The sequence below is a fragment of the Neisseria flavescens genome (assembly GCF_001618065.1).
In the GTDB taxonomy this organism is placed as follows: domain Bacteria; phylum Pseudomonadota; class Gammaproteobacteria; order Burkholderiales; family Neisseriaceae; genus Neisseria; species Neisseria flavescens_A.
On the sequence record NZ_LAEI01000036.1, the window covers coordinates 1 to 15,185 of the forward strand.

The window sequence follows — 15,185 nt, forward strand, 5'->3', positions numbered from 1 at the left end:
AATCAGGTATCCAAGGGAGATTAAGGGGATATTTGAGTAGAATCGGTGGATATTTGAAACGAAAACAGCCGAAATCCTGTTTTGGGCTTCGGCTGTTGAGGAAAGGGCTATTTTGCAAAGGTCTCAAGCCGTGTGTTTTGGGGGCGGATGCGGCATCCGTGGTCTTTGTGTCCGGTGTGCAGGCGCTCAGGAGTAAAAGCAGGGGAAGGATGTATTTCATGGTTGGTCTCTCAACAGGCCGTCTGAATATATGGTTTCAAACGGTCAGCGTTGTTTATCGATAACGATAAACCCGGCGGGGATAAACGGGATAAGCCGAGTAATTGCGGACGGGTTCGCTGTCTTGATAGATGACGGTTGTCCCGGGCGGGGCGTTGATGGTCACGGTTTTGTTGACGGTGGTTTGCGAGTGGACGGGCAGGTCTAAGACGGCGGTGCGTCCATACGGGGTCTCGGTATAGACGCATGCGCTTAGAAAGAGGGTGATGCTCAGGGCCAATGCCTTCATGTTTCAGACGGCCTTATTTGAGTAGGTTTTTCAAGGCCAGGCGTACGCCTTCGCCGACTTCCGTGCCTTTGGGAATGCCTTTGGTGGCGGCTTTGGCTTCGCGTTCGTTGTAGCCGAGGGCAAGCAGAGTGTTGATGATGTCTTGGCTTTCGTCGGCAACGGCATCAGAGGCAAACAGGCCGTCTGAAACGGTATGGGACACGAGTTTGCCGCGCAGTTCTAACACCATGCGTTCGGCGGTTTTCTTGCCGATGCCGGGGGCGGAGGATAGGCGTTTGACGTCTTCTTCGGCGATGGCTTGCGCTAGCTCGTCGGCATTCATGGCCGATAAAATGCCCAATGCGGTTTTGGCACCGATGCCGCTGACTTTGACCAGTTGACGGAAGGTGGCGCGTTCCTCAGCTGAGGCGAAACCAAACAGCAAATGCGCGTCTTCGCGGACGATAAGCTGGGTGTAGAGATGGGCGGTTTCGCCAACGGAAGGCAGGTTGTAGAAAGTCTGCATGGAAACGTCGGCTTCATAACCAACGCCGTTGACGTCGATAACGACCTGCGGCGGATTTTTCTCAATCAATTTGCCTGTGAGCCTGCTGATCATAGTGTTCCCCTGTGATTAAAAAAGGCCGTCTGAAACCTTACAATCGGGTTTCAGACGGCCTTGTATTGTATCAAACTTCAGCGGTAACGCGGACGAAATCAGATGGCGGATGCCAGGTTCAGATGACGGGCGCGTTCGCCTGCTTCGGCGGCACGTTCTTGGCTGCTGAACGGACCCATTTTGACAACGTATTCGTAGTTGCGTTTTTCCAGCATGACTTTGCTGTCTGACGGCAGGCTTTGTGCGGCTTGGTTCAGATAAACCTGTGCTTCGCGTTGGGTACCGAAGGATTTCAAATCAACAAAAAATTCTTTGTTGTTTGGGGAAACAATGGTTTGAGCGGCGGTTTGGCCGGGGATGACCTGCTCAACTTTGACGTTGGCCGTGCCTTGGTTGATGAAACCCAATTGTTGGGCGGCGGCTTTGGAAACATCGATGACGCGGTTGCCGTGGAAAGGGCCGCGGTCGTTGACACGGACGATGACGCTTTTGCCGTTTTGCATATTGGTCACGCGTGCGTAGCTGGGAATAGGGAGGGTTTTGTGGGCGGCGGAGAGGGCATTCATATTGTAACGCTCGCCGCTGGAAGTTTTACGGCCGTGGAATTGGTTGCCGTACCATGAGGCTTTGCCGGTTTGGCTGAAAGAGGAAACTTTGGTCAGCGGTGTGTAGCGTTTGCCGGCAACTTTGTAACTGCGGTTGGCAGAAGGATGCAGTTTTTCGACTCGGACCACGCTGTCGGCGACGGCGGCATTTATGGAGAGGACGCCGATGGTGGCGGCGGCTAGGGAAAGGAGGGTTTTTTTAGTAAAAGTCAAAACGGGTTCCGTTCTTGAGTTGATAACGCATCGGTTTCAGACGGCCTGTTATACGCCGCCGGCAAAACCGTTTTGTCGCCATGCTTCAAACAGAATAACGGCGACGGTATTGGAAAGATTCATGCTCCTGCTGTCGGGCATCATCGGCAGGCGGATTTTTTGTCCGGCAGGCAGGCTGTCGAGAACTTCGGCAGGCAGGCCGCGTGTTTCGGGACCAAACAGCAACACGTCGCCTTCGCGGAAGGAAACTTCGTCGGGGCGGGTAGAGCCTTTGGTGGTCAGCGCGAAAATGCGGCGGCCTTCAAGGGCCTTGAGGCAGTCTTCGAAGTTCTCATGTACCGTCAGTTTGGCAAACTCGTGATAATCCAAACCCGCGCGTTTCATTTTGGACGAATCCAGTGGAAACCCAAGCGGCTTAACCAAGTGCAAATCAGCACCGGTATTGGCGCACAGGCGGATGATATTGCCCGTATTGGGCGGGATTTCGGGTTGGTACAAAACTATGGTAAACATATAAATCAATCACTTATAGAGTGGCATAATGCCGAAATGTTCCATGGGTGTCAAAAACTTTAAGCTATTTTTTCATTGGCGGACGCGCCAGACTCCAGCAAAAAATCTTACCTGCGCCTGATTTTTTCAGCGTTTTCGCCAATTCGTTTAAAGTCGAGCCAGTGGTGAAGACATCATCAATTAACAGAATATTACACGCCTTCGGCAATTCGGCTTTGATTTTAAATGCATTCTTGATATTTCGCAGACGTTCGTTGCTTTTCAGCGTACTTTGCGGCTCACCATGCCGTCTGAAAACCGCATGGCGCGGCAGCAGCGTCCAGCCGTAGCGTTTTGCCAAAATATCCGTCAACGCCTCGCTTTGGTTGAATCCGCGCTTGAGCCGCCGCTCTTTGCTCAAAGGCATGGGCAGGACGAAATCGAAGTGTTCCGTCGCCAGCCAGCTGGGTGCGTTTTGGCACATTAAATCCGCCAATGGTCGGCTCATGCCCAAATCGGCCAAGTGTTTCAGCTCGCGTATCATGCTGCTGACGGGCGGTTCGTAATACAGCGAGGCCCACATTCTATCAAATGCGGGCGGCTTTTTCTGACAACTGCCGCACACTGTCCCGCCCGCGATATGGCGGAAACACAAAGGGCAGCTTTGTGCCGCGTCGATAAAATATTCCGTCAAATCGTTTGCGCAGCCTCGGCAAAGGCCGTCTGAAACGGAATCGTGGCATAATACGCAACGTCGCGCATTGAGCTGTTTCAAACTGCGCCACCAAGAAAGAACATTCATGCCACACTCCGCCAAAAAAGTTTATCTGATACACGGTTGGGCGGCGAACCGCCATGTATTTGACGATTTGATACCGCGCCTGCCTGCCGATTGGGACGTCCGCGCGCTTGATTTGCCCGGACACGGCGATGCGCCTTTTGCCGAACCGTTTGATATTGCCGCCGTTGCCGAAGCCTTCGCCGGACAAATTGACACGCCGGCACACATTCTCGGCTGGTCGCTGGGCGGACTGGTTGCCCTGTATCTGACCGCGCTTTATCCCGACAAAATCCAATCGCTCTGCCTGACTGCAAGTTTTGCCCGATTGACTGCCGACACGGATTATCCCGAAGGCTTGGCGCAACCTGCCTTGGGCAAGATGGTCGGCGCATTCCAGCAGGATTATGCCAAACATATTAAACAGTTTCTACAACTGCAACTGCTACACACGCCGCATTCCGGCGAAATCTTAAACCGGGTGCTGCCCGATTTGGCGCGCTGCGGCACGCCTTCCGCCTTACAGGCCGCGCTTGAAGCGGTCAACCATGCCGACGCGCGTCCGCTGTTGCCGCTTATTCAAACGCCGTCATTGCTGGTGTTTGGACAGAAAGACGCCATTACGCCGCCGCGCATGGGCGAATATTTACACCGCCATTTAAGCAACAGCGAGCTGGTCCTTATCGACAAAGCCGCACATGCGCCCTTTTTAAGCCATGCCGACGAATTTGCCGAAACCTACCGCAATTTTGTCGAAAAAGCCGTCTGAAAAATATCTATATTACAAAATATTAAAATACAATTGCATTGCAATTTAGATAAGTTTTATCTTTAAATTTTATTTAAAAGGGACTATTAAACATGACTGGAAAGACTGTTTATTTTCGCCTGCCCGAAACCGAACAAAAACATAAAAATTCTGTAACACAAGAAATGCTCGGGAAGAGTATTTCCCGTGCTTTTCGTTCCTACAAAGCGCAATTTCCGCAATATTCAAGCAAAGAATATGAGACTGTTGCGAAACAGTTTTGCGAAGATTTCTTCTTAGCCGATGAAGCAATAATTGCTAACTTTGCCAATCTTTCTTTGCAAGATAATTCGGAAAAAAAGATTTCTTTATCTATTCGGATTTCTTCCCATCCTGTTTTCAATCAACATATTCCTCATAACATCGCGGTAGCCGTTATAGGATATTGTCCGACAGCAACTGCTAGTCCTGTTTTTATTCCTGAACGAGTATTTCTCACACATGGAGGAATGGATGCGACTGCTTATGAAAAGCAAGTTGAAACTCATTTTTATCAGTTACAGGAAAATTCATATCCGCCTCGTAGTCAACCTAATTTGCTTTCCTCTGATTTTACAAAATCCCTACCGGCATATGCCGCTAAAACTAAAGAACGCTTGTCGGGTTGGTTAGACTTTTTGACCTTTAAAAATAAGTTAATCAAACACAAAACTCAGGGGTTACGATACCTGCATTGGCAGTTCAATGAACAAACAGGGCAGGTACACTTTTTGGTCATTGCGGAAGATGAACAGGTATTGAAAAAAGCACGTGCCGCATTTAGCCGTCAAAACCTGCATGCTTTTAAAAGAGAAACTTCCGATCAACCCTTCCGTTTTTTACTACCTCAAAAAGACGCCTCGCGTGTGGAGAGTGCTTTCTCACAATTAGGGCAACTTGCGAAAGACGGTGTCAAAATTATCCAATTCAACCATTCCGATAAAGCAAAGGTGAAGGTTTGTGAGGATTATCGTAAAGCGTTGCAACAAGAAAATGCAGGTGAAAAAAATCAATTTGATTTCAGCAAGGCGGTATTTGCCGATGTTTTTGTCGATATTTCCGAAGAGTTGAACAATAAAATTTCTCAATTTGAAGATAATACCGATTCAGATAAGCAGGACGGTAACCAACATTCCCGCCAAGATAAAATTGATCATTTGTTCCGAAATCTTCCCAAAAACGGTTTCTTGTCTATTTCTTTAGTCGGCGATTTAGCATTGATTGAGCGTCATCGCCGGGCGGTAAAAAACCTGCAACAAAATGAAGGTTGTTATGCGCCGTATCTTTCAAGTTATCTGTTTGATATTGAAAATGCCAACCGGCCGAACGAGATTCCCGAAATTACCGAATGGGAAAATAAGAGTTTAAATGACAAACAAAAATCTGCCGTACAAAAAATGCTGTCGGCACCTGATATATGTTTGATTCAGGGGCCACCGGGAACCGGCAAAACCACGGTCATCGCCGAGGCCTGCCTACAATTTGCCAAGCGCGGAGAAACGGTCTTGCTTGCAAGCCAAGCTCACGACGCATTGGATAATGCTTTGTCGCGCCTGCAAAACCATCCTGAATTAAGGGCTGTCCGTTTAGCAAAAAGTGCCAACCGCATTACGGAAGAAGGTAAACAATTTACCGGCGAAAGTATATTGAGCAAACATTATGTATCGTTGCGCAATTATGTAGACAAAGAATACCTGCAACCGTTTAATGAGTTGTCGGGTGAAACTGAAAAACTGCGCGAATGGGTACGACAGGCTGAATTTGTGGCACATGATTTGCAACAGCTTCGTGCAGAATACCGTACCAATCAAGGTCGTCTGAAACAAGCAGAGCAGGCACTTATCCAAGCCAAAATTGAGTTTGATGAACAGCAGGATATTTTCAGACGACATAGCCGCGATATAGAAAACATTGCACAGCTTATCGGCTTACTCAATGAGAAAAATTCCGGTGAAGCCTTGCGTAACAGCGATTTTGTTTTACCCGAAACACTTTATCCATTAGTAGAACATCTTACCAACCTTGAGCATTTGCATATCAACCAACCGTTTTCTTACGAGCGGTTTCTTGCTGAAAGTGAAAACCAAGCTGCCATTCTTTATGCACTGATTCAACGTTATCAGCGTATCCAGGCAGTTTTGCCGAAAATGGAAGCAGATTTAGCACGATTGAACAGTGGCAATGGCACGATGGGGACAGATACGAAAACATTACTGGAAATAGAACGGTTGCAGCAGGAAATTACTGACATCAAAAACAAAATGGAAATGGAAGAAGACGACAGCGATAAGTTTTACGCCCAATGGAAAGAAAAGCGAAAAGAATTAGGTCGTCTGAAAGATAAACCATCGGACGGTCTAAATCTCGAACCTTACCAAATTTTTAACGATGCAGAACGTTTTACGCAAAATAATACTGCAATGCTCAAACCGTTGCTGATACAGCGCGTTCAAAATCTAACCATATTCCAACAGCAATATCAGACATTGGTACAAGCCACAGTTTGGGATTTGAACAATCAGTTGCAAGGCTATGATTTGCAACCGCCAAGTGATAAAACCATACAGGAAAAGCAAGCTGACCTTAAGTCACTAGAAGAGATTAAATGTCAAATTACCGAACGAGGTTGTCTGAAAAAACAACAGTCAGCACAAATACTTATCGATGGCGGGTTTTCTGCCGAAGCAGACTTTTTGAAAGAATTTGCCGAACAGCAAAACCGCTTAAACGAATTAGAAAATAACTTGCAGGATCTACAGACAAAAAACCGGGATTTCATGCCTTTATTCTCCCGTTGGCAGGAAATCCTGAAAGAGCCGGAAAAAAGAGCGGAAAAAGATTGGAGCGAGCTAGAAAAACCGTTTGTGGAAAGTTGCAATCTAGTTGCCATTACCTGCAACGAAAACGAGCGGACACTAACCGATAATGATTTTGACGGTTTTGATGTAGTCATTATCGACGAGGTATCCAAAGCTACACCGTTGGAAATGTTGCTGCCTCTTATGCGTGCCAAAAAAGCCATTTTGGTGGGTGACCATCGTCAATTGCCACCGATATTCAATGAAGCCGATGGGCTGACATTTGAAGACGAGGTTGAACAAAACGAAGCACAGGAAAACAAGCAAGATTCCGATACGGATTTGACCGAGGATAATCTGCATAAATTCGAAAAAATGGTCACGGCGAGTCTGTTTAAAGAATTGTTTGAAAAGGCACCGGAAAGTTTACGCGAACGCTTAAATATTCAATTCCGTATGCACCCTGACATCATGAAGATGATCAACTACTTTTATGAAGGGCAATTGACTTGCGGCAATCCGGAGGCCGAACGGCCTCATGGGATTGAGTTTAAAGGACTATTGTCCAAAAAAGACCATGTGCTGTGGATTGATACGACAGATGATGAAAAAGGAAAGCGTTTTTCGATTAATGACGGACAAAGCAATATCAACGTATTAGAGGCAAGAATGATTGCCAAAACATTGGTGGATATGAACCGTCAGCTTGAGACATTGGGTTATGGCAAGGACAACAAAATGAAAGTAGGTGTCGTTTCATTTTACCAGCCTCAATGCCGCGTCATTCGTGATGAAATCCGAAAAATCAATAAAGATAAATTATCGTTTTCCGCCATTGATGTAGAAATCAATACGGTTATCCGCTATCAAGGCAAAGAAAAACCGATTATTTTACTAAGCCTGGTAAAAAACAATGGTGGTGATAGAACCCAAAAATTCCGAGCCGGCAGAGCAAACATCGCCCGTTTTGAATTTATCAATGTGGCAATGTCTCGCGCACAAAATCTTTTATTGATATTCGGTGCAAGAAATATGCTGGAAAACCGGGAAGTCAAACTGCCTCGAATGGATAAAGCAGGATACGATAAAAAAATGGTTTATAAGAATATGTTCAAATATTTAGAACATTCGGCAGAAACAGGCGGAATTTGCGATGCGAAAGAATTTTCCGCCATCCTGCCAAACATACAACCTCAGCAAAAAGGGCGTAGATAATGGATAAATTGCTGGCAAAAAAGACCTTTTCCTATCCGATTTACCGCGCGGATACAGAGTATCGCTACCGTAAAATTGGTACGCCGACCGTATTTGCCGAGTTGTTGATGGGTCTTGCCCATAATGATTTTCCACAGTTGGCAGATAACAACTTGGCGCAGATTGCCCATATACTGAAACTGGATTTTACCTTTATCCGCTATACGTTGGAAAATCTTAATGATACGGGTTTAATTGAACATATTGACTTACCTGATAAGAAAGATGATTTAGATAAGTTGTCTCTAAGAGACTTAAGGCTGACCGACAATGGCAAAAAGTTTTACCATGAGAAAAAAATGCCGGGACGGCGTAGAACGGAATATGCTGAATTTTGGTTTAATCCATTATTGAATGAATATATCGGCAAACCAAAACAAAGCGCAAGCAACGTAGAAGATGTTGTTGAGCTGAATTGTTCCCTTTTCCCTGTTAATGAAGCTTTATTGCAGCAATTGAGTGGGCTGGAGTCTACAAATCAAAAATGGTTTCATGCCGAAACCGAATTGGAGCATGACGGCATCAGTGTAACGTGTGATGAAGATACATTTTTACCGCAAACCGTCCCTGTCAAGCTCACACTGGATGGCAACCATTATTTGAATATTGACAGCTCAGACAAGCTGTTTTCCCAATGGATAAATACGCGCGATCCGCAAGTCATCAAAGAGCATTTGCTTAAGCCTATGATTTCCAACGCTAAGAATGCACTCCAAGGCAAGGCATTCTTGTATTACCCTGAAAACGACTTACTGTCATTAGTTCTGGCGGATCAGGAATCCGATATACGTCAAATCGGCGATGCGGTTGAAGTCAAATTCAATGGAAATCAGAAAATTGACGATAAAACGCCGCTGATTGTCTTCGCCAACATTGCCGAAGCTGAATTACACGGCAAACATCTTTTTATTCCTGCACGCTTAGATGATTCAGACGGTCTGACTCGCGTATTTTTCCGTTTTTCAGATAATACGCTTTTTATGGAGGAAACTGGTTATCTTGAGTGCTATTTCGATCATCAGCCGTATCCGTTACCGGCAAAAATTTTATATCAAGAATCTGAAAATTGGCTTGCCGACCTGCCCGCCCTTTCTCAGCCAAATATGGCAGTTTTGGCATTTATGGCAAATTTTGTCCCCACAGCCGATATTCTGAAAAAGTTACCTGAGATGACGATAACTCAGGCATCTGACTTTGCAGAACTCATCAAAAAGACTTGGAACAAGCCGTTTAAACCCGAAGGTTGGGCGGAAATGATCAAGCCGCTTAACAATGAAGATGACTTGAGACAATTTACAGAATGCTTTCCAAAAGTGGAATTGGGTTTGGCTCGACTGTCAGCAGAAGCGCAACGGCAAGCCTTTGATTGGGCTGTCAATAATGAAAAATCGACAGTGCATAAAATTCCCGAATTGTCCGAACTGCTGGCGTTGCACAAAGCATTAGGCCGTCTGAATCCCACCGCATTGGAATTAAAGGACATCAAGCCGAATAGCCTGGAAAAAATCAGTCTATGGCAGAAAAACGTTGAAAAAATCGACCGCACTTTTCCTGCAATTTCCGCTTCAAACGACATTGCCAAACTGTCGGAGCAGCTAAAACAATGGCAGTCGGCAGTATTCCAATATTTCGAACTGATGGACTTAACACAGAAATTTGCCGTATTGGATACCAACTTTATCCGCCATCAACCCGACACCGACAGACTTGTGGAAATCCAAGCGGAACGCACGGTCATTTTACCGAAAACCGTCTTGGGCGAATTGGATCATCAAAAAGAGAAAATCAAAAAAAATTAGGACTGGCCGAGCAGCTTTTGATAGAAAAAAGCAAACAATGTGAAGCCATTGTTTCAGTCGACATTGATGCACAAATTGCAGATTGCGATGCCCGTTTAGGTCGTCTGAAAGCAGAGTTAGATACGGTCAGAATGCAGTTGAACCAGTTAAACAGTAAGGAACGGCCAAATGACTAAAAAGAACAAAAACAAGCAGAAACAGCAAAACCAAATCGGCGGACAAGCCAAACCGGCGGTAGAAAAATCGCCCGCAAGGCTGGCATTGGAGAAACAGCGCGATGAATTAAATGCGCAAATCCTGCAAGTCCGAAACCAAAAATCCAAATGGGAAAAGGAAAAACGCGATTTGGATTTGAAGCGGCAGCAGGCAGAAAAAGAAAAAATCCAAGCGGAAGAAAGCGTTGAGCGGTTGGAACGGGAAGCCGCAGAAATACGCGCAGCCATACGCAAGATTGAAGAATTGAAACTGGCGCGGCATACGGAATCCGCCGAACCGGAAATTTTAGCATTGATGGGTGCAAAAGCAGACGGGCAAAACCGCAACGGACAAAACGATCAAGCCATCCTGGCTGTTGCCGCACGATATAAGTTGAATGATGTTGTGCTTTATACGAAAGATAAAACCTTAAAAATCACGCTACGGCTGTCGGCATTAAAACCACATCTGAACCGTAACGTCGTCTGAAAACGATTTAGGAGACGAAATAAAATGAGTCAAATCAGCGAAAACCGTTGGCAATTGGAACGCGAACGGGAAATCCGCGAAGCCGCACGCAAGGCAAGGGAAGCCGAAATCAGCCAAACAACGGAAATTTATCTGCGCCGTTACGAACAGCAGCTAAACGATTTGGAAAACAGCGATCTGGCTGAATTTGCTTTGCAGAACATCGCTACCATACGCACTGAGATTCAACGGGTACGGCATATGAACGCTTATGACGGACGTAACCGCAGTTTTGCTATTGGTCGGCTTGTACAAGCCATACGTTACGAAGCACAGGAAAATAAAAGGGTAGCGGAAGAACACCAACGTCTGTTGCGTGAAGAGGCGGAACGTTTGCGTGCTGAAATAGAAAACGTATGGATACAGGAAACGAGTAATTGGGAAAATAAGCAGGCACGAAATTTGGCATTCAAACCTTTAGCAATACTTCGAAAACGTATTACGGAGGAAAATCTAAGTATTGCTGACATAAAATCGGCGATTCGCGAAATTAAACAATCGGCAGAACAACAAGCCGAAGAAATTCGAAAAAATTTTGCTAAAACCGTACAAGACGAAGTTGCACAAACACAAAAGTCCGATCTTTTAAAATTTATTGAAACGGCCAATCTGCCACAATCGGAATCCGAGCGGTTAAAACAAAAAATTGAGCAAGAAAATCAAAAGGATTTGACAGAAATCATCCAAGAAGCCCACCAAATCGAAGATATGGCGATTGAAAACGAAGCAGTCCGTAAGGAAATGGTCAAAGCCGTATATCAATCGCTGAAGCAAGCTGGTTTTACTGTCTTAAACCCCATCAAACAAGGTGTCGGCGAAGACAGCGTGGTTGTCATCCAAGCAAGCCGTCCGCAAGGAAACCAGGCAAAATTCCGTGTACGTTTAGATGGTGCGGTTCGCTATGAATTTGATAACTATAAAGGGCAGCGCTGTAAAGAAGATATGCAAAAAGTATTGCCGAAACTATCCGAAATTTATGGTGTAAATTTATCTGATGAACGTGTTCTTTGGGAAAATCCGGATGACGAACATGCCGATGCCAAACCCATCAATCCAACACATACGGCAAAATCGCACTAAGGTAAAAAAATGAACGAATACATCAATACATGGCTAGAAAACTTTGAACGTCAATCCATGATACGTCGGGCTTTAATCATCAGCGGAAACATCATTGACTTAGGTTTCAACCGTTATAACAAATTAATGCCGATAAACAGAATTATTGAAGAAAGTTTAAAAGAACAAGGTTTTGAACAAGTTGTATTTTACTCACGGTTGAATGGTATATCAGGTGTTTCCTTTCAAGAATGGGAAGGATTGAACCGACTCGGTATGCAGGCCGAAGTCGGTGAGGCTTACGATTTTGACGATGATAGTGAAGGTAATGAAGTAATATCCGGATGCATTCCCATTCAGCCTCAGGATTTTTTTGCTACCGTTGAACAAGTCATGACCAAAACACAGAAAAAAGCCGCCTTTATCGTAGATTGGTCAAATTATCTGTTCGGGCAAATTAATGCCTTGAGTGAAACAGAACGGGCTTGGTTGCAACAAATCGCCACAGGCCTGCGGGATGCCGAACAAACAACAACTGCAGAAGCGATGGGCCAACCGCAAAGCCTGTTGGTTTTTCTGTGCTCGGGCAATACCGCCTTACCGCCATCCGTTTATCTGAACAATCCTTTATTTGCCGAAATAACCATCCCCCTACCTAATATTTCCGAACGCGAAGCCGCTATTTTGGCAAGACAAACACAATGGAAGGTTAGTGATAATTTGAGTGTGGGAAGTCAATCGTTGGCAGATTTTGTTACATTGACCGACACCCTGACTTTACGCGATATAGATAACCTTGTTCGCTTATCCAGACAACAGCAGACACTTATCAATATACATAATTTAGTATCGCTGTACCGTTATGGCAAACGCCAATCCCCTTGGGAAAAATTGAATTATCAAAGATTGAAAGATGCCCAAATCACGCTGCAAAGGCGAGTCAAAGGACAAGAATTGGCAATTGGAGCCGTAAACAAGATTTTGATACGGGCCTATACCGGGCTTTCAGGGTTGCAGCATTCAGTTAAAGCCCGTACACCTAAAGGAGCGCTGTTTTTGTTGGACCGACAGGCGTAGGCAAAACCGAATTGGCAAAATCATTAGCACAATTTCTATTTGGTGATGAGGATGCCTGCATCCGCTTCGATATGTCTGAATTTAATCACGAACACGCCGATCAACGCTTAGTCGGCGCACCGCCGGGATATGTCGGTTTTGAAGAAGGAGGGCAATTGACCAATGCAGTGAAAACCCGCCCATTCTCCCTACTCTTGTTTGATGAAATCGAAAAAGCCCATCCACGAATTTTAGATAAATTTCTACAAATATTAGAAGATGGCCGATTGACTGACGGCAAAGGCGAAACCATTTCTTTTGCCGATACCTTTATCGTTTTCACTTCCAATATCGGGGCGGCTAATATTCGGCCTGACGAAAATAATAAAGAAAATATTGCAGAACAATTTAAGCAAGCAGTGCAATCTCATTTTAGAGACGAACTAAACCGCCCAGAATTATTAGGACGTATAGGCGATGCAAACATTATCCCGTTTAACTTCATACAGGATAATGCTGTATTAAAAGATATAGCCCGAGCAAAACTTAAACCGTTGACAGGTCGTTTGAAAGAAAAATGGGGGCTTGAAAAACTGGTATTTGAAAATGAGGATAAAGCACTAGATGCATTAATCAAACAAGTAAATTACCAACACGGGGGGCGCGGCGTATTAAACGTGTTAACAAAATATTTATTCGACCCACTGGCAGAATTTCTCTTTGAGCAAGTAGAACAGCCCCATAAATTAAAAGGCAGGACATTAAAAGTCTTGCAGGCAGGAAAATATTTTGGTTTCGAGTTGGAATAATGCACTGGCTGAATATATCCCATATTGTTGAAGCTACCGAAGCCGAAGGACCAGGTCTGCGTTTTGTAATTTGGGTTCAAGGATGTCTGAAACGGTGTAAAGGTTGTTGCAATGGTGAATTACTAAAAATAAAACCTGCCCACCTTATGCGATCGAATGAAATTATTCAATTACTTAAAAACGCAACGGAAAAATATCCACTAGAGGGTCTTACCTTTCTTGGTGGAGAGCCTTTTTTGCAAGCTGAAGGATTAGCCGATATTGCCGAGGCCGCACATAATCTAAATCTATCCGTAATGGTTTTTTCCGGCTACGAATATACCGAACTGTCAGAAAATAAATTTTCAGGCAGCAAAAGGCTATTAAACTCTACAGACCTATTGATCGACGGAGAATTTGATAATACACAAATAGAAACAACAAGAAATTGGGTGGGTTCGACAAACCAAAAATTCCATTATTTGACAAATCGTTATTCAGATGGGATTGAAACTCAAGAATTATCGGTAACTAATGAGTGGAGAGTAGATAGTTGTAATAATATTCAAAGTAATGGATTACCTATTAAATTTATACATATTAATTTAATAGCATTAAAATAATATATTTTTACTTATTATACGAATACTTATGCTATAAAATGATAAATAGAAAAAGGTCGTCTGAAACATGAACCCCCAAGACAAACGTTGGCAGATTCACCGCCATCTCGCCCAAGACACCGACGAGCGCCTGCAGCTGGTCCGCAATGCGCCCAAACGCATCATGCTGATTGGTGCCGATGCCGACATCAGCCGCAGCCTGCTGGCCGCGCGTTATCCCGACGCCGTGTTTGAAGAATACGATCCGAATGCTGACTTTTTGAAAACCGCCGCCGCCGCGCGCAAAGGCGGTTTCTGGCAGAAGCTGACCGGTAAAACCATTCCGCAGCATTGCCAAGCCCTGACCGCGCCGCTGCCTGAAGCTGCCGCCGATATGTTGTGGGCCAACCTCAGCCTCAGCCGCGCCGACGATATTTTGCCGGTATTGAAAAACTGGGCCGCCGCTTTGAAAACTGACGGATTATTGTTTTTCACGCACTTTGGCCGCGACAGCCTGACCGAACTGACAGGCCGTCTGAACCATGAAGGCATCGAATGCGAAGCGCCTACGCTGATTGATATGCACGACTTGGGCGATATGCTCGCCGACAACGGCTTTTACGACCCGGTAACCGACACGGCGAAGCTTGAGTTGAGCTATAAAAAAGCCGGGACGTTTTGGCAGGACATGGAAACCTTGGGATTATGGAATGCGTTGAAGTTCAGCAATCCGCAAGCGGCCAAGGAATATGTGGATAAGATTTTTGCCAACGAAGGCCGTCTGAACATCACGCTTGAAACTGTGTACGGCCATGCTGTGAAAAAATTGGTGTTGCCTCAAGGGGAGAATGTGGTGCAGTTTTTCCCGAAACGGCAGGGCTAGTTTGGCGGTTGTGCCGGTAAGGTTTACACAGCGATTGCGTGTTGTCGAATGCGGTTTGTCGTTTGTATCGATTGCCTGCGCTGTTTAATATGTATGAAAAAGGCCGTCTGAAAACTTTTCAGACGGCCTGAGACCTTTGCAAAATTCCCCAAAATCCCCTAAATTCCCACCAAGACATTTAGGGGATTTTCCATGACCACCTTCTTTCAACAAACCGCCCAAGCCATGATCGCCAAACACAT

14 protein-coding genes and 1 pseudogene are annotated in these 15,185 nt (G+C 45.2%); 9 read left to right on the forward strand and 6 right to left on the reverse strand.

All coding sequences use genetic code 11. The features are described 5' to 3' along the window. From TW89_RS11815 to TW89_RS04775, 6 genes and pseudogenes are all read right to left on the reverse strand, one after another. A pseudogene (locus tag TW89_RS11815) lies at positions 1-220 on the reverse strand (hypothetical protein); the annotation flags it as partial. A gap of 54 nt (positions 221-274) precedes the next feature. Further along, positions 275-508: a methionine-binding protein gene (locus TW89_RS04755; RefSeq protein WP_128580704.1), complete on the reverse strand. Its 234-nt coding sequence runs from the start codon at positions 506-508 to the stop codon at positions 275-277. A gap of 13 nt (positions 509-521) precedes the next feature. Beyond that, complete coding sequence (ruvA, locus tag TW89_RS04760; protein WP_128580705.1) at positions 522-1,106, reverse strand: Holliday junction branch migration protein RuvA; 585 nt, start codon at positions 1,104-1,106, stop codon at positions 522-524. Between the two features lie 98 nt (positions 1,107-1,204). Further along, positions 1,205-1,924 (reverse strand): septal ring lytic transglycosylase RlpA family protein, encoded by a 720-nt coding sequence (locus TW89_RS04765; protein WP_128580706.1) that lies wholly within the window; start codon positions 1,922-1,924, stop codon positions 1,205-1,207. A 48-nt stretch (positions 1,925-1,972) separates the two neighbouring features. Further along, entirely contained in the window at positions 1,973-2,437 is a 465-nt protein-coding gene (gene trmL / locus TW89_RS04770) for a tRNA (uridine(34)/cytosine(34)/5-carboxymethylaminomethyluridine(34)-2'-O)-methyltransferase TrmL (RefSeq protein ID WP_049329344.1), read from the reverse strand. Between the two features lie 64 nt (positions 2,438-2,501). Further along, positions 2,502-3,218, reverse strand: a complete 717-nt coding sequence (locus TW89_RS04775; RefSeq protein WP_128580707.1) for a ComF family protein — start codon at positions 3,216-3,218, stop codon at positions 2,502-2,504. Here TW89_RS04775 and bioH point away from each other — a divergent pair. From bioH to TW89_RS04815, 9 genes are all read left to right on the forward strand, one after another. Next, entirely contained in the window at positions 3,217-3,963 is a 747-nt protein-coding gene (bioH, locus tag TW89_RS04780) for a pimeloyl-ACP methyl ester esterase BioH (RefSeq protein WP_049329346.1), read from the forward strand. The genes TW89_RS04775 and bioH overlap by 2 nt on opposite strands. A gap of 92 nt (positions 3,964-4,055) precedes the next feature. Next, on the forward strand, positions 4,056-7,994 hold the full coding sequence (locus TW89_RS04785; RefSeq protein ID WP_128580708.1) for a DEAD/DEAH box helicase: 3,939 nt from the start codon (positions 4,056-4,058) through the stop codon (positions 7,992-7,994). Then, positions 7,994-9,832 (forward strand): PIN domain-containing protein, encoded by a 1,839-nt coding sequence (locus tag TW89_RS04790; protein WP_128580709.1) that lies wholly within the window; start codon positions 7,994-7,996, stop codon positions 9,830-9,832. Before TW89_RS04785 ends, TW89_RS04790 begins: the two co-directional genes overlap by 1 nt. A 168-nt stretch (positions 9,833-10,000) precedes the next feature. Beyond that, complete coding sequence (locus TW89_RS04795; RefSeq protein ID WP_128580710.1) at positions 10,001-10,516, forward strand: hypothetical protein; 516 nt, start codon at positions 10,001-10,003, stop codon at positions 10,514-10,516. A 24-nt stretch (positions 10,517-10,540) separates the two neighbouring features. Beyond that, entirely contained in the window at positions 10,541-11,635 is a 1,095-nt protein-coding gene (locus TW89_RS04800) for a hypothetical protein (protein WP_128580711.1), read from the forward strand. A gap of 9 nt (positions 11,636-11,644) precedes the next feature. After that, positions 11,645-12,691 carry a hypothetical protein gene (locus tag TW89_RS11820; RefSeq protein ID WP_225522181.1) on the forward strand — a complete coding sequence of 349 codons (1,047 nt, stop codon included), beginning with the start codon at positions 11,645-11,647 and terminating at the stop codon, positions 12,689-12,691. 11 nt (positions 12,692-12,702) lie between these two features. Continuing rightward, the gene (locus TW89_RS11825) at positions 12,703-13,479 is read left to right on the forward strand and encodes an AAA family ATPase (protein WP_225522182.1); all 777 of its coding nucleotides are present in this window, start codon (positions 12,703-12,705) and stop codon (positions 13,477-13,479) included. Continuing rightward, the gene (locus TW89_RS04810) at positions 13,479-14,081 is read left to right on the forward strand and encodes a 4Fe-4S single cluster domain-containing protein (RefSeq protein ID WP_128580712.1); all 603 of its coding nucleotides are present in this window, start codon (positions 13,479-13,481) and stop codon (positions 14,079-14,081) included. The genes TW89_RS11825 and TW89_RS04810 overlap by 1 nt, the downstream gene beginning before the upstream one ends. Positions 14,082-14,148: 67 nt before the next feature. Next, positions 14,149-14,943 carry a methyltransferase gene (locus TW89_RS04815; RefSeq protein WP_128580713.1) on the forward strand — a complete coding sequence of 265 codons (795 nt, stop codon included), beginning with the start codon at positions 14,149-14,151 and terminating at the stop codon, positions 14,941-14,943. The last annotated feature ends 242 nt before the right edge of the window (positions 14,944-15,185 follow it).